General features: G+C 59.5%; 20 protein-coding genes. 5 read left to right on the top strand and 15 right to left on the bottom strand.

What is annotated here, in order from left to right; translation table 11 throughout:
• Nucleotides 1–5: 5 nt before the first annotated feature.
• From LDN75_RS00390 to LDN75_RS00350, 8 genes are all read right to left on the bottom strand, one after another.
• Complete coding sequence (locus LDN75_RS00390; protein ID WP_223933164.1) at nucleotides 6–1,007, bottom strand: IS481 family transposase; 1,002 nt, start codon at nucleotides 1,005–1,007, stop codon at nucleotides 6–8.
• Nucleotides 1,008–2,168: 1,161 nt separating this feature from the next.
• Nucleotides 2,169–3,227: a galactosyltransferase-related protein gene (locus LDN75_RS00380; protein ID WP_223935246.1), complete on the bottom strand. Its 1,059-nt coding sequence runs from the start codon at nucleotides 3,225–3,227 to the stop codon at nucleotides 2,169–2,171.
• Complete coding sequence (locus LDN75_RS00375; protein WP_223935245.1) at nucleotides 3,211–4,365, bottom strand: MFS transporter; 1,155 nt, start codon at nucleotides 4,363–4,365, stop codon at nucleotides 3,211–3,213. The genes LDN75_RS00380 and LDN75_RS00375 overlap by 17 nt, the downstream gene beginning before the upstream one ends.
• 52 nt (nucleotides 4,366–4,417) lie before the next feature.
• Nucleotides 4,418–4,963, bottom strand: a complete 546-nt coding sequence (locus tag LDN75_RS00370) for an NUDIX hydrolase (protein ID WP_223935244.1) — start codon at nucleotides 4,961–4,963, stop codon at nucleotides 4,418–4,420.
• Nucleotides 4,960–5,691: a hypothetical protein gene (locus LDN75_RS00365; RefSeq protein ID WP_223935243.1), complete on the bottom strand. Its 732-nt coding sequence runs from the start codon at nucleotides 5,689–5,691 to the stop codon at nucleotides 4,960–4,962. The genes LDN75_RS00370 and LDN75_RS00365 overlap by 4 nt, the downstream gene beginning before the upstream one ends.
• Nucleotides 5,681–6,649, bottom strand: a complete 969-nt coding sequence (locus LDN75_RS00360) for a hypothetical protein (RefSeq protein WP_223935242.1) — start codon at nucleotides 6,647–6,649, stop codon at nucleotides 5,681–5,683. The genes LDN75_RS00365 and LDN75_RS00360 overlap by 11 nt, the downstream gene beginning before the upstream one ends.
• A 14-nt stretch (nucleotides 6,650–6,663) precedes the next feature.
• Nucleotides 6,664–8,358 carry a carbamoyltransferase C-terminal domain-containing protein gene (locus tag LDN75_RS00355; RefSeq protein ID WP_223935241.1) on the bottom strand — a complete coding sequence of 565 codons (1,695 nt, stop codon included), beginning with the start codon at nucleotides 8,356–8,358 and terminating at the stop codon, nucleotides 6,664–6,666.
• Nucleotides 8,351–9,400: a hypothetical protein gene (locus tag LDN75_RS00350; RefSeq protein WP_223935240.1), complete on the bottom strand. Its 1,050-nt coding sequence runs from the start codon at nucleotides 9,398–9,400 to the stop codon at nucleotides 8,351–8,353. Before LDN75_RS00350 ends, LDN75_RS00355 begins: the two co-directional genes overlap by 8 nt.
• Nucleotides 9,401–10,106: 706 nt before the next feature.
• On the opposite strand from LDN75_RS00350, the gene LDN75_RS00345 reads away from it, so the two are divergent.
• Together LDN75_RS00345 and LDN75_RS00340 are read left to right on the top strand one after the other, a co-directional pair.
• Nucleotides 10,107–10,430, top strand: coding sequence for a hypothetical protein (locus LDN75_RS00345; RefSeq protein WP_223935239.1), 324 nt, complete (start codon nucleotides 10,107–10,109; stop codon nucleotides 10,428–10,430).
• An 11-nt stretch (nucleotides 10,431–10,441) separates the two neighbouring features.
• Nucleotides 10,442–10,993, top strand: coding sequence for a dihydrofolate reductase family protein (locus LDN75_RS00340; protein ID WP_223935238.1), 552 nt, complete (start codon nucleotides 10,442–10,444; stop codon nucleotides 10,991–10,993).
• A gap of 173 nt (nucleotides 10,994–11,166) precedes the next feature.
• On the opposite strand, the gene LDN75_RS00335 is transcribed toward LDN75_RS00340, so the two are convergent.
• Nucleotides 11,167–11,610: a hypothetical protein gene (locus LDN75_RS00335; protein WP_223935237.1), complete on the bottom strand. Its 444-nt coding sequence runs from the start codon at nucleotides 11,608–11,610 to the stop codon at nucleotides 11,167–11,169.
• A 91-nt stretch (nucleotides 11,611–11,701) separates the two neighbouring features.
• On the bottom strand, nucleotides 11,702–12,145 hold the full coding sequence (locus tag LDN75_RS00330; RefSeq protein WP_223935236.1) for a YdeI/OmpD-associated family protein: 444 nt from the start codon (nucleotides 12,143–12,145) through the stop codon (nucleotides 11,702–11,704).
• Between the two features lie 95 nt (nucleotides 12,146–12,240).
• On the opposite strand from LDN75_RS00330, the gene LDN75_RS00325 reads away from it, so the two are divergent.
• On the top strand, nucleotides 12,241–12,498 hold the full coding sequence (locus LDN75_RS00325; RefSeq protein WP_223935235.1) for a DUF2630 family protein: 258 nt from the start codon (nucleotides 12,241–12,243) through the stop codon (nucleotides 12,496–12,498).
• A gap of 23 nt (nucleotides 12,499–12,521) precedes the next feature.
• Here the strand turns inward: LDN75_RS00325 and LDN75_RS00320 are convergent, their stop codons facing one another.
• Nucleotides 12,522–13,664 (bottom strand): glycerate kinase, encoded by a 1,143-nt coding sequence (locus LDN75_RS00320; protein ID WP_223935234.1) that lies wholly within the window; start codon nucleotides 13,662–13,664, stop codon nucleotides 12,522–12,524.
• Nucleotides 13,665–13,718: 54 nt separating this feature from the next.
• Complete coding sequence (locus LDN75_RS00315) at nucleotides 13,719–14,681, bottom strand: D-2-hydroxyacid dehydrogenase family protein (protein ID WP_223935233.1); 963 nt, start codon at nucleotides 14,679–14,681, stop codon at nucleotides 13,719–13,721.
• Between the two features lie 190 nt (nucleotides 14,682–14,871).
• Here LDN75_RS00315 and LDN75_RS00310 point away from each other — a divergent pair, with 190 nt between their 5' ends.
• Nucleotides 14,872–16,710 (top strand): sugar-binding domain-containing protein, encoded by a 1,839-nt coding sequence (locus tag LDN75_RS00310; RefSeq protein WP_223937684.1) that lies wholly within the window; start codon nucleotides 14,872–14,874, stop codon nucleotides 16,708–16,710.
• A 61-nt stretch (nucleotides 16,711–16,771) separates the two neighbouring features.
• Here LDN75_RS00310 and LDN75_RS00305 read toward each other — a convergent pair whose 3' ends face one another.
• Complete coding sequence (locus LDN75_RS00305) at nucleotides 16,772–17,569, bottom strand: glycerophosphodiester phosphodiesterase (protein ID WP_223935232.1); 798 nt, start codon at nucleotides 17,567–17,569, stop codon at nucleotides 16,772–16,774.
• Nucleotides 17,570–17,582: 13 nt separating this feature from the next.
• The gene (locus LDN75_RS00300; RefSeq protein WP_223935231.1) at nucleotides 17,583–17,852 is read right to left on the bottom strand and encodes a hypothetical protein; all 270 of its coding nucleotides are present in this window, start codon (nucleotides 17,850–17,852) and stop codon (nucleotides 17,583–17,585) included.
• Nucleotides 17,853–17,986: 134 nt separating this feature from the next.
• Here LDN75_RS00300 and LDN75_RS00295 point away from each other — a divergent pair, with 134 nt between their 5' ends.
• Nucleotides 17,987–18,853, top strand: coding sequence for an SDR family oxidoreductase (locus tag LDN75_RS00295; protein ID WP_223935230.1), 867 nt, complete (start codon nucleotides 17,987–17,989; stop codon nucleotides 18,851–18,853).
• A gap of 7 nt (nucleotides 18,854–18,860) precedes the next feature.
• On the opposite strand, the gene LDN75_RS00290 is transcribed toward LDN75_RS00295, so the two are convergent.
• Nucleotides 18,861–19,670 (bottom strand): HAD family hydrolase, encoded by an 810-nt coding sequence (locus LDN75_RS00290; protein WP_223937683.1) that lies wholly within the window; start codon nucleotides 19,668–19,670, stop codon nucleotides 18,861–18,863.
• Between the last annotated feature and the right edge of the window lie 28 nt (nucleotides 19,671–19,698).

Below are 19,698 nucleotides of genomic sequence, written 5' to 3'. Positions count from 1 at the left end.
CTGTACTAACCCGGTTGGTTGGTGACGCGGCTGATGGGTGAGGCGCCTTTGAGTGCAGTGTGTGGCCTGCGTTGATTGTAGTGCTCGATGAAGCTCGGGTAGCAGGCTTGGCGTTCGGCTTCTGAGGTGTAGGTCTGGGCGTAAGCCCATTCTTCTAGAAGGATGCGGTTGAAGCGTTCTACTTTGCCGTTGGTCTGGGGCCGGTAGGGTCTGGTGCGTTTGTGTCGGATACCTGCCTCCGTCAAGGTCTGGGCAAAGAGTCGAGACCGGTAGCAGGAGCCGTTATCGGTGAGCACGCGCTGTATCTTCACCCCGTGGGCTGCGAACGCGGCGATCGCGTTACGCATGAAAGCGGCGGCGGTTTCCTTGGTCTCATCGGCGCGGATCTCTGAGTAGACGTAGCGGGAGTGGTCATCGACGGCATGGTGGATGAACGTGTACCCACGGCGCAGGCCTCTGTTCGTGCGGGCGCCTTCAGCCAGATTCCGGGCCCGGGAGTTCGCTTCCCCGGCCACCCGGCCAAGGCTCCTATGGCCGCCGCCATCGGGGATCCTGCCGAGCTTCTTCACATCGACGTGGATCATTTCCCCGGGCCAGGCGTATTCATAGCGGCGGGCGCGTTCTCGGCGGATCCTGATCCCGGTGGCACGGTCCGTGAAACGCAGGGGTGGGCAGTGATAGCGGTGCAGGATCCGATGGACCGTGGAGATGTTCAAGTGCAGGTGGTAAGCGATCCTGGCCGGTCCCCAGCGCTTGGACGTCCGAAGGCCCACGACGCGATGTTCTATCCGCACTGAGCTGCGGTGCGGGCAGCTCAGTGGTCGGCTGGGACGATCCAGCATGCCGGCTTCCCCGAACTCGACATAGCGTCCCGCCCAGCGGGCCGCGGTCGGCACGGAGACATTGAATCGTTCGGCGGCGCGGCGCAACGGCAAGTGAGCATCCACCACGCACCGGGCGAGTTTCAGACGACCGGCAGGGGTAAGGATCGCGTTAGAGTGGGACACGAGGACCTCCTGGATTGTGTAACTGCTCTCGACAAGCACCACACAACACCCGGAGGTCCTCTTATTGCGTCACATCAATCCCGTGTCACCAACCTGCCGGGACACTACACCTAGCGCGCACCCAGCAGACCCACATAACGTGAGTGCCGCCGTCGAACGTTCACAGCGGACGACGGCGGGGCTTGGCGTCACTGCCCTCCCCGAATGCCTACTGCCTGCGCACAGCACCGGCTGGCATGGGTTCTTGCGGGCGTGCGGGAACAGTGAACAAGGGCATCAGCCACTGAATCATCGGCCCATCAGCAGGATCGCTGCAAAAAGTATCGACCAGCTGAGGGATACTGGCATGCTGCTGACGCCGCTAGTTCCGCACCGGACAATCGTCCAGAAGATGAGGCTTACTCAGGATGGTACGGGGAGTACCGAAAGGGCTCGCCCGTCGTTGACGCCTACAAGGAACTAACAGAGAAGATCATCCGATGACAGAGAGTATGAAAGACAGGCCGGTCCTTCCAGCCCGTCGCGGCCCCAAACCGGCGCCGGACGAGCGCCTGGATCCCGTAGACATCGTCTCGCCCGCACTAAGACTCAACCCGCTGCCGCGCCCGCCCTCCAACAGACTCCCACTGCTGCGACGACAAAGAAACGGGAGGCCACCATCGCAATCGGCCCTCGAATCTCCAATCGGTTATGGAACTGCTGGACCAAGCTGTTGCTGAACATGGGATCTCGCAGCGGAAAGCTATTGAGGATGCCATCGTTGCCCGCTGGGGGCCGAAAAGCTGACGGACAGTCGCGCGGTGCTGGCCTGGCAAATTGGAGATCGTGCAGCAGGAGCGGGCCGGGGTCTTGGTAGTAGTGGAACAGGATTGAACGCTAAGCCTCGTGGTTCGGTAGTGTGAGGGCGCTCCGGTGGAATTCCTCAGTGATGATCAGGCCGCAGTTTTTGGGCGGTTTAGGGGTGAGCTGGCGCGGGCGGATCTGGCGCGGTTCTTCCATCTCGACGCTGCACGCCGCAGCGCTTACACCTGGATCGACGGGTGGTACAACGACCGAAGGCGCCACTCCAGCATCGGCTGTCTCAGCCCGTTAGAGTACGAATGCCGCCAACTCACACTGGCAGCCTAACCAACTAACCACCTGTCCGGGCTCGGGGCAGGCTCAGGCGAGTGAGTCTGTGTACGGATTCATGTCGGGACGCTGATGAGCCAAGTGAAACAAATCACCCCTGAGCCGACCAACACATCTCGCCGCATTCAGCCTCATGTGAAAGTCCCGATCTTCCCCTCCCCAGCCAATAAACGATTCATCAAAGCCGCCAATGGCTCGGAAGTCTCTAACGTTGGTAGCGACGCAAAGACCTCGAGGATCCGCTAGTGCATAGCCGGAAAGCTCGATGACGGCGTCGGGTGTGTCGTGATTGCGCAGATCATCGGAGGACTTGCTGTCGAGAAAAAGCCCTCTGTTTCCCGGCACGAAGTTCCTCCCCTCCTCTTGCCGAGCGTGGACGATTAGCTCAATAAAGTTGTCAGGCAGATAGAGATCGCCGTCGAGAATCAGAATATCCTCGTCACCGTTGGATGATGCAACACCCCGATTTACGAGCATCGATTTGTTGAACGGACCCGAATGTTGAACGTATACATATTCATCGACCAGGCATGAAAGCAAGTCCTCGTGACGCTCAGAGATGTCGCCTTCCACGACCACGATTCGAATTTGTTTCCGTAAGGTTTGTTGATTCAGACGGTCGACGAGTGTGATCAGATTCTGAAACCGAGATTGCCGCGTTGAATCGTCTCGAAATGGCACTACGACGCGAATCTGAGGTCCTGAGACTACCTTGTCTTTGGTCGCCGTCTGGATCGAAAAGGTAAAGGGACTAGTGAAGTAGATGAGCCTTGCGCCTTCACGCACGCGCTCAGCAAGTTCCCGAGTTTTACCGTTCACATTCGCTTTGCTCAGCTCGAGCGACATGACAGCGGTTCTGTACAGGGCTCGCGATTGAGGGGCGTCCAGATTTTGCAGGGTTGACCAAGAAGGGTCGCCAGGCAGTACCTCGGACACCGCAATACGAGCAGCTTCGTAAAGCAGCTCTGCCTGTTTCCAGCGCGGAAGACTTTGGGCAGGCGCGTTGATGTCAACAGCCGTTATTGCGGCTGCGGCTATCAACTCACAGTCGTCTTGTCTAGCGGACTCATCCTCATCGAAGCTTTGCATGCCATTCCTTCAGTTGGGGGATCAATTGGACGAAGCCACCCGCTCCGACTAGCAGAATCAGGGCAACCCACATAAAGAGGGGCGTCTCGACCCCTACTCCTACTAGTAGCGGCGCAGCGGCATATGACAGGGTCCAGGAGAGTTGAAAGACGGCCATGAAAGGGATTTCGCGGCCGGGGGGCGATGCCAGTACAGCTGCTTGCGACGCGGCTGGTTTTGAGAGAATTTCCGCCAGTGCTATACCGACCACTGCGATGAGAGCCGCCGATCCCGTCACTGCGAAATTGTGGCTACGAGAAGACAGCATCACGGAGCAGAGGATGAGAGAGGCAAGGACTAGGACGTACGTCGTTCCCATGACGGTTGAATCTGACCAGCTATTGGTCGCTTTTCTGATAGGGATTTGCAGGAGAGCGATCACGCCATAACGCACGGCGAGCACAACTGTGGCCCAGTAAACGGGTAATCCGAGGCCGGCCACGAGCAGGAGCGGAAAGACTACAGGCGTCACCGCCCAAGCAACTGATAAGAGTGTCTGCCCTGTCAGGAGACGCATAAATGAACGGTTTGCCAAAGGTTCAAGTACATCCTTGAAAGAAGTTTTCTCCAATGGAGCCCACTTCTCGGATCTCAGCCATGCGACAGCCAGCATAGAGAGCGTCTTGCTTGCGATATTGGCTACCACTGCCCAAGTCAGTGCGCGCGTTGAACCGCTGGCCAAAAGCACAGTCGCAGCGATCGAACCGATTGCCACGGCGCCTGTACGAACAGCATTCGCCGTCGCCAGCCAGCTCCCAACCCTGTCGCGGCCGAACATCGAGGCAACAAGCGCCGGCCACGCGGCGCCATATACCTTGTCACCGAACATTCCGACAAAACTCGCTACCGCTGCCAAGGGGGACGAATAGGCAACCAGATAGAGGCCAGCTCCTACTGCAGAAAGTAAATTGCTGGTCTGTAGCCCGCGACGCGGCCCGAGTCGACCCACCAGCTGGCCCGCGCTCGGAATCGTACAGATGGCCACGAGCGCCCCGACGGTTACTGCGGCACCTGCGTCGACCGAGTCGAGTCCATTATGTCGAATGAGCACTAGGAGAGAGATCGGGAGGAAGAAGCCAACTCCTACGGCATCAACCATGACCGCGCCGAAGAGAAGAGAGTTGTTTCTCTGGGCGGTCGGGGCTCTGTCGCTAAACACCGAGAAGGCCCTTCGCCGTAGCGCTCTGCCAAGCTATGAGAAGAGACGGATCAACAAGCTCGCCCGCCGCGATCATTTCCCTGACATGGGACTTCTTAACGCGCCGACCTGCTACTCGTTCCCAAGGGTCGTCTAGAGCAGCCAGGCCTTCCTCCGCGACTTTGGCGAGAAACAAATAAACCGGCCAAGCTGACCGTCCAGGATTAGGGAAGAAGTGTTGAAGGGCCACTATGGAATCAATGCTTAGTCCGAGCTCTTCCTGCACTTCACGGCGCGCGGCAATCTCAGGAAGTTCTCCTTCCTCGCCGGCACCTCCCGGTAAGTCAAAAATCCAGGCGTTTAGAGGGAAGCGGTACTGGCGGGTCAAAAGTATTTCATCGTCTTGCTCGATCAGCACGGCCACGGCGAAGGGCATGCTCTCGTCAACTTCGTAATGGCCCAACTCGCCGCTGGGCAGGCGAACGAGGTAGTCGGTCAACTTCACGCGACCTGCGTACGCCCTGGTCGCCTCCAGCCGGTCCCAGCGAGCTTCATTCATAGGTCTTCTTCTTTCATCAGGGCGTCGACGTGGAGGAACGTTTCTTGGGGTGTCTCGACCGACACAACATGCGCTGCGGAGTTGCGGATGGGCTCGTCGTTACCTCCAGGCCCGAAGTCATCACCCATATAGGTCAGGTCTTCAAGGGCAATGCCCCATCTCGTCGCCAGCCATTCCAACGCTCGCAATTTATTCCAATTGTCGGCTACGACAGAGACCGACCGCTGTCCCGCCCGGTAGACGTTAACTCCAAGGTTGGCCCGGCCTGCAAGAAGAAAATATGCGTCGCGTGCTTGGCCCTCGCGCGATTGTTGCGCCGCGGTCTCGGATGTGAAGGACACGAGAACCTGACTTCCGGACATCGAGCGCATCGGGTTTGGAAGGCCGAGCTCGCGGGCAACCGACTTAGCGAGGGCCGTTAGGGAATCAACGGAGCTAGCAGATGGTCCGGGGGGCTCGGGCGAGGGATGCCCCTCCGGAATCCGAGAAGTTCCCCCGTCGGGCAAAAGAATCAGATTATCGGAAGATGCAAACGTCCATAAAACCGACGGGATGCGTTTCCGAAGGTCTTTCGCGGGCGCGCTCGTGATGATTCCCATGCACGTTCTTCCGACGGAAAGAATCAGGCCAAACCGATCGGAGATGTCCTTACCAATTGGAGCTTTCGGGTACGCCAAAGTGCCGTCAAAATCGAAGACAAGCGACCGATTCCGAACATCAGGTGGCATGAGCAGCAATCCTCTTGGAGATTGATAGGTAGGGGCCCAGCACAGCTACCGCGTGGTCAAATCCGTCTTGGCGAGTGGTGGTGAGATGGTTTGCAATATTGCCTAGGACGCGGAAGCCCCGGTAAACGTCGAACCGCGCCCGCCAATGCGGGTCGTTTCGAAGCCATGCTTGGAGCGCGATGGATTTTAAGGCGGCCGTCAAAACTTCGCCCTCCTTAAAGGGATGACGCATGGGCGTGGCAAATCCAGAGTCCGCCAGAGCTGGCCAAATCGACTCTGCAAAGACACAGAAAGATGCCAGATCCATGATTGGATCCCATAAAGGGACCCCTTGATACCAGACCCCACGCACGTCTAGAAACGTCGTTTCTGGCCCATGGAGAATGACGTTTGAAGGCACAAAATCACCGTGAACGGCTATTGAAAGTCTGGCCCGTTGATCCACATTTTGGCTGTCGATGGCACGCGAGACCCAGTTCGAGGAGTCCGCTACGACCTGATCGAGCAGCGAAACGAGAGAACGCGTCGAAGGTTTCAAGGATAGGTGTGTCTTGGCGATGGCTCGCTTAAACCGGCCCTGCCGCTCCAGTGCTTCTGCGCGAAGGAAGTTGATTCTATGCTCGGCCTCCTGGTGCCACGGCTTCCGTAGCGTGAGAGCAAGATCGAATAATGCGTCAACAGCATTGGCAATGGCGTCGTCCCCATGACTGGATTTATCGAGGTACGAGGACAACGTTTCACCGCGCACAAAAGTCATGTCAAAGCCAGTGTCGAAGGTCCGAATGACCTCTGGGTACATGCGCAGATTGTGAGTGTCATGCATGTAGTGCAGGTGTCTCGCCTGTTCCAGCAAAGGGGAGGCGTCCGCCCCTTCTTCTGCGGTTTTACGCACGATGAGATTTCGCGCGTCAACACCCGCCAGAATTTCTACTTTTCGCCCTGCGTCCGTAGGGATCACACGAGACGCGACATTCATCTGACAGCGGGGGGAAAGTGCGATGGAACGCGGGTTACGAAATGGCCTTCCAGCCAGAGGCCGTCGAGAGGCATTTCATGGAGGGCACGGAGCGCCTGGAGAGGAGTCTCGACAATGGGCTCACCGCGCCTGTTGAACGACGTGTTTACCAGGATCGGCACCCCTGTGATGGCAAAGAACTCGCGAAGCGTTCTTGTAAGAAAGCTGTCTCCTTCTGAGGGCACCGTTTGAACTCGCGAGCCGCCGTCAATATGAACTACAGCAGGAGCTGATGTCTTGCAGAGTTCAGTTGCCTGCGCGACTTTCAGCATGAAAGGGTCCGCTGCACTCGACGGCTCGAAGTAATCGCTAAATTCACTATCCAGGATGAGAGGAGCTATGGGGCGGAAAGGCTCCCGATATTTGATTTGACGGTTAATCCGCTCCCTGACCATGCTTTTGCGCGGGTCGGCCAGAATTGAGCGGCCGCCAAGGGCGCGCGGTCCGAATTCGGATGACCCCTCGAATACGGCAATGATTTCCCCATCTGCCAAACGGGCAGCCAGTTGTTCAGGACTCATCAGGCTCGGCTCAACAAGAAGATCCGGGTAGAACATTCGTACTTCTGCGCGGCCCGCATCTGCAGCGTACGTTTTGGACGGCCGAGCGACCCGATCATCGACTGCTTTACCTCGGAAGGTGACCTGAACTTCGGCATCACGTTCCTTTGCGAAGAGATAAAGGGCGCCAAATGAAAGACCGGCATCGCCGGAGTGAGGTGGGATAAGCACTTTCCTCCCGTCGGCTGCTGCCCGTGCGGCAAGAACTCCGTTGGCAACCGTGTTGAGCCCACAACCGCCGGCAATTGCTAGCGTTCCAGTGGGGGCCTCGTCGCGAAGGAGCTCGTACCCGCGCAGCAGCACCCTCTCGAGAATCGTCTGAACCGTCGCTGCCAGATCCGCATGAGTGGCGAAGGTGTCACCATCGCGGTCTTTGATTGCTTGAAGCTCTTCTAGGAAGCCATCGAAGGGGCTGAATTGGAAGAGCGAGTCCAGCGAGTCTCCAATCCGGGCATGCTTAGCAAATTCATCCAAGTACTGAGGACTACCCCAGCCTGCTAGCCCCATCGTTTTGCCTGACTCGAGGCCGGCGAACCCAACAGCTGCATTGACGATCTCGTAAATCTGTCCTACCGAATTGGTGTAGCCCATTGGAAACATTGTGTGTTCGACAAATCCTTCGCCGTACGTCCCACCAACACGGGTGAAATCGCCTAGCGAGGACACTGCATAGAACGTGAATGTCTCACGCTTGGCGCGCATATCCGGGCCCGGATGTTCGGCGACCGACCCAAGCCCGTCATAGACGATGACGCCTCCTTCTTCTCCTGGCGAAGTCAGGAGCCACGCGGATGCCGCGTGAGAAAGGTGGTGAGGGTAGAGGGTTAACTGATCCGCCGCGAACATTGAGCGGACCCGATGCGGGAGCAAATCGCTTGAGACAACTGAATGAATATCGTCTAGTCCGATTCCGGCGTAATCCAAGCAATACTGAATGGCTCCCCGGATAGGGTTTTGGAAGCCGTTACCGAGGCCGTACTTAACCCGAGAGATACGTTCCTCTTCGATAGCAACAATGATGTCGTTGCCGTGCATGAGGGCAGCTGAGTAGTCGTGCGAAGACCCACCAAGGCCAAGAATCCAGTCAGCCATTTACGTGTGCCTCCGTCTTGTTCGTTGTCTTTTGCGCTGCGGATTGGTAGCCCTCGATGCTCGAGCGGAGCGCATCGAGTATTTCGATATCAACGGACGGCTGTCCCATCTCGGCGCGTCTTCGGTCGACCTCGCTTCGAATCCGCTTCCCAGTTTCCGAACTGAATATGTAGTGTCCGGACAAGATGGCGAGCGTTTCGGGATCGTATGTCTTGCCTGCCACGATCCAGGACGTCCATCTGCCTGATTCCACTGCAGCACTGACGAAAGCCTCACGGAGATCACGGGCCTCTAGGTCCCGCATTGCTTGGAGAAGGACACGTGTCTCGATGACCCCGAACTCAGGCGCAACGTTAATAGCATCTACGCCGGCCGTCATGAGCTGGGTGACCTCGGAGGGGTCTAAATAGTCAACGTTGTGAGCCTTCAGCTGGACAGAGGCGTCATGGCAGAGTGCTGAAAGGACACTGATTCCGTCGAGGACCCTGTTCCGGTCACCCCGCACCAGGGCGCCGGTATTCTTGTCCTCGACCACCTTCGTGCCCGTCTGGGCAACGACAAAGACAGGCATCGGCAATTCTGCTGCGGAAAGACCATCAAGGGCTCGGTTCAGATCCACTTGAAATTGCCGGGGATCGTTCATCTCCTCGCCTTGAACCTCAAAGCCAATTTCGAAGGAAATGTCTCGACCCTTGAGGCGGGCATGCTCCCAGGCCCCTCTGTAGAGCAGCGTTAGTCGATCGAGGGCGCTTTCGATATCGACTGAACCGCTCGACGCCTTGGACGTGTCGATATGCAGAAGGTTGAAGCCCGCATCGATATCGCTCCGGAAAGAGGCGAGTGCATTCTCGAGCTCCACCACTGGATCAGCAGACCATTGAAGTGGTTGCTGCCAAGGTCCTCCGTGGTCGCGGCAGATTGCAATGAGGCCGGAGGGGTCATTTGCGGAAAGAGAAGAGGCGAACTCGGCCGAGGTCCAATTTTCCACATACCCGCCGCCTGCCTCTTTATGGTCAATCTGGCGACGACTTGCAATCGCCATGATTGGCGCCTGTTGCCGATAGGCAACATCAGTCATGGCTTGAACGGTAAGCCGGGACATTGGACCTACCCCAAGGCGTGGTAACTGGGAATTAAATGGGTTATTCACTGGTCCCCACAACTTCTCCGTATGTCTACTAGATGCGTCTGGCTCGGAAAATTATTCCCGCTGGGCCAAGCCAGACCGTCTTCCGTGCGAACGGTCTTAATGACACCAATCATTCTTGTTCCGTTTACCGGGATTTACTCTAACACCTCGTCGAGGGGTCGCTGCAGAAAACGGAAATTACAATGGAATAATCCCGACTGTAAGCCTGATCAGAAGTCATAATAAAGAAATAGGAGGATTTGGCGTCATGATCGCTGGGATACCATCACTGTATTTTGGGGGCACTGCATGTAAGGGTAATCCAGCGACCGGTCATACCCAGGATGCCGACCTGGTTCGGCTGTTGAGCGTCCGTGACGTAGCTGAGCGTTCGGCCGGTTAGCTGACCAGTCCCATCGGCTTCTTCGGCCGATGCGGGTCAACGTGACGCCGGCAAGTGCTTATGACGCTGACCCTGAAGCGCAGCGCAGAACATCGACGCCTGCGTTAACAGTGGCCCGGCTGGCGGCCACCGCCGACGCAAGCCGTGCCGCCGTAATGTTGCGTAGGTCACACCGTGCACATACGCTGGGGGACGCTGCAGCGTGGCAGCAACCTGATGAAAGGCAGCACATTGACCAGCGAGAAGCTCTCCGTCGTTGTTCGAGTCGACGTTGACGGCGAACAGATCCAGATTGCCGCAACCGGTCACGTCACTACTTCGAGCGTGCAGGGCTTCTACCCCGTGGTGCAGCGAACCAAGAGCCTTGCCGGCGGCCTGAACGTCGAGATGGACCTTTCCGAAGCCACCGTTGACAGGGACGCGCTCGGCAAACTTCAGGTCTACGCGGAACTCTTCGAAGTTCCCGTCCGCTTGAACCCTGAGTCGAGCAACGTCACTGAACTGCCGTCCCGTCGTCGCCTGGCAACGGCCGCGGCCTAAAAGGAGAACCCATGCGCAAAGTTACCGCCGGTCTTTTCCACTCCGTGGATGGCGTAGTTCAGGACCCGTTCAAGTTCCAGTTCGACAGCTTCGACGATGAGCTGGGCAAGGGACTGACCAAGATGATCAACACTGTGGACACAGTGGTGCTAGGCCGCATCAGCTATCAGGAGTGGGCCGGATATTGGCCCAATGCTTCGCAAGACGAAGATTTTGCCGCATTCATCAACCCCGTGGAGAAGTTCGTGGCATCCCGCACGCTGTCCGAGCCCCTCGAATGGGAAAACTCGCACCTCATCAATGGTCCGCTGGAGGAGTTCGTCACCGACCTCAAAACGCGCGACGGTGGGGAGATCGCCGTGTGCGGCAGCATCTCCCTGGTGCGGCAGTTGCTCTTCGCAGGCATCCTGGATGAGCTCACGCTCATGACGCATCCCGTGGTGGCTGGCACTGGGCGGCGGCTCTTCGAGGACGGCGATCCACCGAACAGGCTCGAACTCAAAGACCAGTACGCAACGAGCAAGGGCAACGTGGTGAGCACTTACAGCCTGCGCAAGGAGTAAACCGCCCGACGGCGCGGCAACTAGTCCTTCACATCCTGGGCAGGATTCACATGGACGATGATGACCCGCTGGTCTTTAGGGCCGTCCTGAAAAGTAGTCCCCCAAGCAGCCGGTCAGGACGAAGGACATGGCAACGATACTGAGGGCCCCGAGCAAGCGCTTCCGGAACAAGTTCACTTCCGCCTGCCCAGTTCCAGCAGATCCACATCCACGCTCCCTGCACCTGGCTTGGGTGAGCCCCGTTCCTTGCGACGCCGGGTTGCCCGATACTCATCCCTGCTTAGGCTGAACCCATACCAAGCGATAAACGCTGCAAATGCCATAGGCCATAGCGCACCCCATCCAGGCCCGTCTCCCTGCCACGCAGGTGCCAGGAACATCGCGAACGCACCAACAAAACCCATAAACCCAAAGGCGGCCAGGACCGCCATCCCCCACCAGGTGCTGACCTGCGCCTGACCACGCCCTGGTGTAAACCCGATCTCGTCCGAAGGGTAGCTGTGAAGCTCACCCGTGCTGGTCCTGCGCAGTACCCGCTTCTCGCCGCGCGCTACAGCATCCTTATGCTCGGCGTAGACGGCGTCATCGCGTCGGTCACGCTCTCGGTCATAAACCACGGTGCAGTCCCCCCAAGATCCAAAAAGTCCAGCCTATCGCCCGGACGCACGACGGCGGCAGGCACCTCACGCGGGACCGGCAGCCAGGATGCTACTTCTTCCCCGCCTTCAAATCCGCAACGACCTTCGCGATCCGCCGAGCCCGGGTATCTTCCGTCTTGGCGTCCCCAATCGGCTCCACGTATCGGCGTTGGGCACTGTAGTTCAACGTTCCGTAGAACGCCTTGGCCTCGGGCTCAGCCTCAAGGGCCGCAGCAAGATCGTCCGGAACCTCGATCACACGCGGCTGGGTGTCCACTTGCAGATCCACGTCCACGGTGTCGCCCGCGGACGTGCCGGTCAGTTCCCTGTTCGCGGAGCTGACTCCCACCATGTATTTCCCGCCCATCACCGCGATGCTGCTGCGGTAGCTCTGACCGTTGATGGTCACGACCACAGGGGGCCGCTTTCCGGCATCAAGCGCACTAACAACGTTCTCAGGAACCACAATGCCAGCCTTGTTGCCATCGCCGACGATGGTCGTGGTGAATTTCATGTCCCAAGTATGCCGTCGGCCACCCGTAGACGCATCCCGCCGGCCAGACTACGTTCGGTATAAGCAATTACCCAGTGAATCAAGGAGAGCAAACCGTGGACGAGCAGGACCTTCTGGAACGGATTCAGTCACTCGTGGAAGAGGAGCACCGGCTGCGTGATGCAGCGGTTGGCGGGGGAATTGAGGATGACGTCGACGGCGACGGCGGCCGCGCCCGCTTGGCCCAGCTTGAGGCTCAACTCGATCAGTGCTGGGACTTGCTCCGCCAACGGCGGGCCAAGAAGAGCGCTGGTGAGAATCCCGACGAGGCCGAACCCCGCCCGATCAGCGAAGTCGAAGGCTACAGGCAGTAGCCTTCGACCCGGCAACGAAGAGGCTACGCCCCCTCAAGCACCTGGCTGGTAGCCCACGCAACATACTTGGCCGCATTGGCAACGGCGTCGGCGACGTCGGGAACACCGTCCTTGCGCTGCGCGACGTCCAGCAACTGTGCCGCTGCCACGATCCCGTGCTTGGCCAGATCCTCGGGCGTTACCGTGATTCGGCCGGCCACAGCGACCACGGGTATGCCGTGCACGCTTGCGGCGTCGGCCAAGGCGATCGGGGCCTTGCCGGTGAGTGACTGCTCATCCATGGAGCCCTCGCCCGTGATCACGAGGTCAGCCTCGCTTAGGTGCGATGCCAAACCGGTCAGCCCAGCGACCAGCGCGAAACCGCCTTCAAGAGCGGAGTCAGTAAAGGCAAGGAACGACGCCGGGAACCCGCCTGCCGCCCCGGCTCCCGGAACGTTGACGTCCCGGCCCGTGGCTTCCCGAAGGAGCGAGGCCCAGTTGCGGAGACCGGCGTCGAGCTTTTCGACAGCGTCTTCATCGGCTCCCTTCTGCGGTCCGAAAACATGAGCGGCACCATCCGCGCCGAACAGCGGGTTTTGGACGTCGACGGCGATCCGGAACTTCGCGTTCTGCAGTCGCGGATCCAGCTCGGAGACATCCAGGGCAACGACGTCCGCAAGGAAACCTCCGCCAAGAGGCACCACATTTCCGGCAGCGTCCACGGGTTTGAGCCCCAGCGCACGCAAGGCGCCACTACCGCCGTCGGACATTGCGGAACCGCCAAGCCCCAACACAATCTCGGTGGCGCCGGCGTCAAGCGCTGCAGCGATCAGCTGTCCGCACCCGTAGCTGTGGGCACGGAGCGAATTGTCGGGGGTGGGCTCCATAAAGGCCAACCCGGAAGCCTGCGCGGTTTCGATAACGGCCGTCGCTCCGCCGAATGAATCTTTGCGGATGGCCCAGGAAGCTCCGACCGGCTTGAGAATCGGACCCACAACGGCGTGGTTCCGTTCCTCGTAGCCAGCGGCGATAGCGGCGTCGAGGGTTCCTTCGCCGCCGTCCGCTACCGGGAATTGGGTGGTTACGGCGTCCGGATAGACGCGGAGGGCGCCCTCGGCCATGGCCGATGCGGCTTCGGCTGCGGTCAGGGATCCCTTGAATTTGTCCGGGGCTATGAGGATACGCATGGGTCCATCTTGCCAGCTTTGCTCGGAAAGCGTTTCCCGATTACGAAGATTAAATCAGTCGTTCAAGGTCCGAATGGGAGCGCCCGCCACCCATGCCTTAACGTCCTCAAATGCACCGCCGTAAAACTGCCGGTAGCTTTCGTGCGTCACGTAACCGATGTGTGGCGAGAGCACGGTACGCGAGGAATGAAGCAAAGCATGTCCAGCGGGCAGAGGCTCCTCGTCAAAGACGTCCATGGCAGCGCCACGTATCCAGCCTTCCTCCAGTGCACGAATCAGCGCGGCCTCGTCCACCAGTGGCCCGCGGGCGGTATTGACGAGTACGCCTTCGGGACCCAGGAGCCTCAATTCTTCCGCACCTACGACGCCCTCCGTCCGCTCGGACAGCCGCAGGTGCAAGGTCACGACGTCGGACTCCCGGAACAGCTCCTCCTTGCTCACCTTTCGGGCACCGGCAGCCTCGGCCGACTCCGCAGTGAGGTTCTGGCTCCACGCCAGAACATCCATGCCAAAGGCTTTCGCGTAGCCCGCAATCCGCTTCCCAATCTTGCCAAGGCCGACGATTCCCAGCGTCTTGCCTTCGAGTTCAAACCCGACGGCGGTCTGCCAGTCGCCTGCCCTCAGCGAGTTTTCCTCCACAACCAGGTTGCGGGCAAAAGCGAGCAGCAACGCCCACGTCATCTCCGGTGCCGCTGCCGGGGAACCGCCCGTTCCGCACACCAGGATGCCACGCTCCGACGCTGCCTCAAGGTCGATCGCGGCATTGGCCATGCCCGTGGTCACGAGGAGTTTCAGGTTGGTCAATGACTCAAGCACGCGACGAGGGAAGCGCGTCCGTTCGCGCATCGCCACAATGATGTCGAACGGCGCCAAAGCTGCCACAGCCTGCTCTTCCGAAACAAAAGGTGCGCTGAAAACGCTGACCTTCACGCCGTCGTCGAGAAGTGAATCCCAAGGGGCGTAGTCGCTGGCGACCTGCTGATAGTCATCAATGATGGCCAATCGGAAACTCGTCACGTCAATCTCCTCGCGCGGCGGCTGGTGGTACAAACACCATCTCACGTCAGGAATCCGATTTCGCGGCGACTGACGATTTAGTGCCGTACAGAGAGTACGGCACCTGGTGGGTGCACATTCTCCGGTGATGCGATTGACTGGAAATTGAACCCCCTCCCCTTTTGAAGGAGATGCGTTGACAGAGCCCAACATGATGCCGGCCCTACCTAAGCCCGAGCATCCCCGTCCCCAACTTGTCCGCAAAAACTGGATGAACCTCAATGGAATCTGGGGTTTCGAGATCGACGCCGGTGACTCGGGTTTGGAGCGCGGCCTCGCCAAGCGCGAGCTCACCAATGAGATCCTGGTGCCGTTCGCGCCGGAATCAACGCTTTCGGGAATTGAGCACGTGGATTTCATGGAGGCCGTCTGGTACCGGCGTACAGTGACCATCCCCCAGGAGTGGGCTGGCCAGAACGTCCTCCTGCATTTCGGCGCCGTGGATCACGACGCTACCGTCTGGGTCAACGGAATTGAGGTGGCCCGCCACAGGGGTGGCTTCACCCCCTTCACCGCTGATCTTGGTGGAGTGGCCGAACCTGGCACGGACGCGGTCATCGTTGTCCGGGCCCGCGACTCCCGGAACGAACCGCAGGCCCGCGGCAAGCAGGCAACCTGGTACAACAACACACATTGCCAGTACACCCGCACCACTGGAATCTGGCAGACGGTCTGGATGGAGGCTGTTCCCGAGGTCTACATCAAACGCCTCCGGATGACCCCCAACCTTGCCGACTCAAGCATCACTCTTGAGGTCCCGATCAGCCAGAACCGCGCCGGGCACACGCTGACGGCCGTGCTCAGCGATAAGGGCGACGTGAGGGTGGAAGCCACGGTCAAGGCCGATGTGGACCTCACGCCCACATTGCGGCTCAGCATTCCCGCTGAATCCTTGCGTCCTTGGTGCATTGAGGATCCCTTCCTTTATGACCTCGAGGTGACGGTGCGGGACGCTGCCGGCAACGCTACTGACAGCGTCAGCAGCTACGCAGCAGTTCGTTCGGTGGCTCTTGACGGCAAGATGGTTCGTATCAACGGCAAGTCCGTGTTCCAAAGACTGGTACTGGATCAAGGCTATTGGCCGGAGTCGCTGATGACCTCGCCTGATGACCGCGCGCTAGTCAAGGACATCGAGTTGTCCATGGCCGCAGGCTTCAACGGTGCACGACTCCACCAGAAGGTATTCGAAGAGCGCTTCCTCTACCACGCAGACCGCCTCGGCTACCTTGTCTGGGGCGAGTTCGGCGACTGGGGCGTCTCCGGAGGAGGAACCATTGGGCACAACCAAAAGCCGACAGCGAGCTTCGTAGCCCAGTGGCTGGAGGTGTTGCAGCGGGACTTCAACCACCCCTCGATCATCGGATGGTGCCCCCTCAACGAAACGCACCAGGTCCTGCACGATCGACTCACGGTTTTGGACGATGTCACTCAGGCCATGTTCCTCGCCACCAAGCTGGCCGATCCCACGCGGCCTGTCATCGATGCCTCCGGATACTCTCACCGCATCCGCGAAACCGACATTTACGATTCCCATTCCTACGAGCAGAATCCGGAGAGGCTCCGGCTCGAGCAGCAGGGCCTTGCGGAGGGGAAACCGTTTGTGAACCGGAACCCGCAGGGAGAGGATTACTCCGTGCCCTATGCCGGCCAGCCGTACTTCGTATCCGAATTTGGCGGCATTTGGTGGAGCGAGGCCGAAGTCCGGCAAGCGGCAGCTGAACCGGGCCTGGGAACCGACGTGTCGACGTCGTGGGGTTACGGCAAGCGCGTCAGCAGCGAGGAGGAGTTTTATGCCCGCTTCGACGGACTATGTGGCGTGCTGCTGGATAACCCGGACATGTTCGGTTATTGCTATACCCAGCTAACGGACGTCTTTCAGGAAAAGAACGGCATCTTCACCTTCGATCGCAGCCCCAAGTTTGACCTTGAGCGGATCCGGGCCAGCCAGGTCCGCCCGGCCGCCATCGAAACCCGCCCAGATGGCACTTAATGACAATGTTGCAGCCTGGGACTGTCATCAACTGCCACTTCGGCGGAGCTTTTTGGGAGTGCTAGACCCACTGACCGCGGCGTACCAGGACTTCCTTGAGGAGGTCCAGCCGATCCGACACGATTCCGTCCACGCCCAGGTCCAGGTGTCGTTCCATCTCTGCGGAATCGTTGATGGTCCAGACGTGCACTTGGACGCCCACTCGGTGTGCGCGGCGAACAAAAGCGGCAGTCACCACCGGAAACCGACCGTACCGGGCCGGAACCTGGAAAGCGTCGACGCCGGTGAGCACCTTGCGGGCCAGGCCCGCCGGCAGCGCGGGGCCAAGGAGTACGAAGAGCGCGGTCAAAGTGGTGCCAGCCGACGAAGCCGTCCGCTGGCTGAGGAGCTTCAAGACGGCACGACGACGCCGGTCAGAGAAACTCGTGACCAGGACGCGGCCATGGATGCTGTGCTTCTCGATTGCCTCAGCGGTCGATATGACGGAATTCCAGTCCTTCACGTCCAGGTTCAAGCGCGCATCGGGAAACGCAGCTACGAGATCGTCAAAAGTCGGCACGGGTTCCACTCCGCCGATGCGGGCCTTGGCTACCTCGGCTGCCGTTAACTCGGCGATACGCCCGGTCGAATCTGTGACCCGGTCCAGGGAAGCATCATGGAAAACGAGCAACACGCCGTCTGAAGTGGTGTGTACATCAGTTTCAAGATGCAAGGTGCCGAGCTCAACCGCGGCCCCAAACGCAGCCATGGAGTTCTCCATCCCATGCAGGGAGAATCCCCTGTGGGCAAAGGCCAGCGGGCCCACAGTGCCATCCTTGCGGAGGAAATAGGGCAGCGTCACACCCGTAGCGTAGCCCATGGTGCAGGCTCCGCTACGACTCCTCGGAAACGGTCACCTTCTCCTGGGGAACGATCGCCACGCCGTCACTGACGTGCACCAGCGTGCGGCCGCGACCGCCGTCGAGCTCCACCCAGACTGCCGTTGCGTCGCCGGTGCCAGCATCCACAACCCCGGCCGATTCGTAACCGGGCGTCAGCGTGACGCTGACGCGGTCGCCCTGACGGAGTGACCTCCAGTGGTGATCCGGCTCGATGCGCCGCAATGGAGCCGTGTTGAAATCGTTGATCCTACGCTTGGCCATGGTTCCCCTACACAATCAACAAGCTAAACGGGTCTGTGGCTGAAAGCCTACGGGCGCAAGTTGAACGCGGGTTGTATGGAGACTGGGAACTTAGTGACAGCTTTGGGATAGGTCAGGGCTGCGAAACTAGTGGCATGACTGTGTTGATTGCCGGGTGCGGCGACCTTGGAACCGAAGCCGGACTGCGTTTCGCCGAGTTGGGCCACGATGTGATCGGGCTCCGACGCTCTCCAGAAAAGCTCCCCGCCGGAATACGAGGCATGCATGCGGACCTCTCACGTGGAGTCCCGATCCTGCCAGCGGATGTGAAGATCGTTATTGTGTCTATCGCCGCTGACTCGTCCACTGAGGAGGCATACCGCGCGGCGTATATAGACGGTTTGCATAATATTCTGGACGCCTTGGACCGCGATTCCATTGAACCGAGACGCATATTGTTTGTCTCCTCCACCGCCGTCTACAAGGACTCCGATGGAGCGGTGGTGGACGAGACCACACCCACTGAGCCCACGCGTTTCAGCGGCAAAGTGCTGGTGGAGGCCGAAAATCTGCTGCTCGCCCGAACCCGCGGGACGAGGACTCAACCGATCGTCCTGCGGCTCGGCGGCATTTATGGCCCAGGACGAACACGACTGATCAGCCAGGTCCTGTCCGGCCAAGCCGTGATACCGGCGCAGCCCCGGCACACAAACCGAGTTCACAGGGACGACGCCGCGGCCATGATCGTGCACCTCGCCACTATGGAGCAGGACCCTGATCAGGTCTACGTGGGCGTGGACGACCACGCAGCCGAGATGGGTGACGTCATGCGGTTCTTGGCCCTGGAATTGGGAAACCCGGAACCACCAACCGCAGTGGAAGACACCGCGTCCAATCCCGGCCCCGGTGACAAACGCTGCTCCAACCAGCGACTGCGCGAGACTGGATTCGAGTTCGCCTTCCCCACGTATGTTGAGGGCTACCGCGCCGTGCTGGCAGGCCAGGGTATACGTCACCCGTGATGCACGGTTAGACCGTCTGCTCCGTCAGTTTCGCCTCGAGGATCTGGGCCACGCCGTCGTCGTCGAAGTGCGGCGCCTGCTGCCCCGCGGCGAGGATCGCTTCCGGATGGCCACTGGCCATCGCGTAACCGTGGCCGGCCCAGCGGAGCATCTCGATGTCATTCGGCATGTCCCCGAAGGCCACCACGTCAGCAGCCCCGATCCCCAGAGACTCTGCGTATTTGGCGAGTGTGACGGCCTTGTTGATGCCGGGAACGGACATCTCAAGCATTGCGGTTCTCGGTGCCGAGTGCGTGGTGCTGACCAAGTGGGCAACGGCGGGCTGAACCTCGGCAAGGAATTCGTCCGGTGTCCCTTTGCGGGTTATCGCCAGGAACTTCACGACGGCGTCATCCGCAGCCAGCGTCTGGGCCAACGGTGCGGGAGTGAATTCGGCAATCAGCTCGCTGGTTTCGTTCTCTATGAAGCCAGGCTCCAGCTGAAAACCCGTCAGAGTTTCCACGGCGAATAAGGCATCCGGCCGGAGGGACTTTATGATGCGCCGCGCCTCGAAAATGGATTCGACGTCCAATGTGCACGAGGAAATGGGCTTCTCAGTTTCCAGATCCCAGACCACTGCGCCGTTGGAACAGATCACGATGCCGCTGTGCCCAAGTTGCTCCTGGAGCGGGTACAGCCAACGCGGCGGCCGGCCGGTGACGAACACAAGTTCCACCCCGGCGTCCCGGCATGCTTTGAAGGCCTTGACGGTTCGATCACTGATCTTGCCGTCATGACCGAGGATGGTGCCGTCAATATCACTTGCTACGAGCCGCATCATGTCAGTCTACGTGGCTGTTGAGAAC

This window comes from Arthrobacter sp. StoSoilB5, from assembly GCF_019977235.1.
Classification (GTDB): domain Bacteria; phylum Actinomycetota; class Actinomycetes; order Actinomycetales; family Micrococcaceae; genus Arthrobacter.
This window is presented reverse-complemented; position numbering and strand designations above follow the sequence as displayed.

Coding starts and splice junctions, on each gene's coding strand:
- LDN75_RS00290 (WP_223937683.1), bottom strand. CDS start 19,670: ATGCGGCTCGTAGCAAGTGATATTGACGGCACCATCCTCGGTCATGAC.
- LDN75_RS00295 (WP_223935230.1), top strand. CDS start 17,987: ATGACTGTGTTGATTGCCGGGTGCGGCGACCTTGGAACCGAAGCCGGA.
- LDN75_RS00380 (WP_223935246.1), bottom strand. CDS start 3,227: ATGCAAAGCTTCGATGAGGATGAGTCCGCTAGACAAGACGACTGTGAG.
- LDN75_RS00320 (WP_223935234.1), bottom strand. CDS start 13,664: ATGCGTATCCTCATAGCCCCGGACAAATTCAAGGGATCCCTGACCGCA.
- LDN75_RS00305 (WP_223935232.1), bottom strand. CDS start 17,569: ATGGGCTACGCTACGGGTGTGACGCTGCCCTATTTCCTCCGCAAGGAT.
- LDN75_RS00340 (WP_223935238.1), top strand. CDS start 10,442: ATGCGCAAAGTTACCGCCGGTCTTTTCCACTCCGTGGATGGCGTAGTT.
- LDN75_RS00365 (WP_223935243.1), bottom strand. CDS start 5,691: ATGCCACCTGATGTTCGGAATCGGTCGCTTGTCTTCGATTTTGACGGC.
- LDN75_RS00300 (WP_223935231.1), bottom strand. CDS start 17,852: ATGGCCAAGCGTAGGATCAACGATTTCAACACGGCTCCATTGCGGCGC.
- LDN75_RS00350 (WP_223935240.1), bottom strand. CDS start 9,400: ATGGCGATTGCAAGTCGTCGCCAGATTGACCATAAAGAGGCAGGCGGC.
- LDN75_RS00375 (WP_223935245.1), bottom strand. CDS start 4,365: ATGGTTGATGCCGTAGGAGTTGGCTTCTTCCTCCCGATCTCTCTCCTA.
- LDN75_RS00370 (WP_223935244.1), bottom strand. CDS start 4,963: ATGAATGAAGCTCGCTGGGACCGGCTGGAGGCGACCAGGGCGTACGCA.
- LDN75_RS00330 (WP_223935236.1), bottom strand. CDS start 12,145: ATGAAATTCACCACGACCATCGTCGGCGATGGCAACAAGGCTGGCATT.
- LDN75_RS00355 (WP_223935241.1), bottom strand. CDS start 8,358: ATGGCTGACTGGATTCTTGGCCTTGGTGGGTCTTCGCACGACTACTCA.
- LDN75_RS00310 (WP_223937684.1), top strand. CDS start 14,872: ATGATGCCGGCCCTACCTAAGCCCGAGCATCCCCGTCCCCAACTTGTC.
- LDN75_RS00345 (WP_223935239.1), top strand. CDS start 10,107: ATGAAAGGCAGCACATTGACCAGCGAGAAGCTCTCCGTCGTTGTTCGA.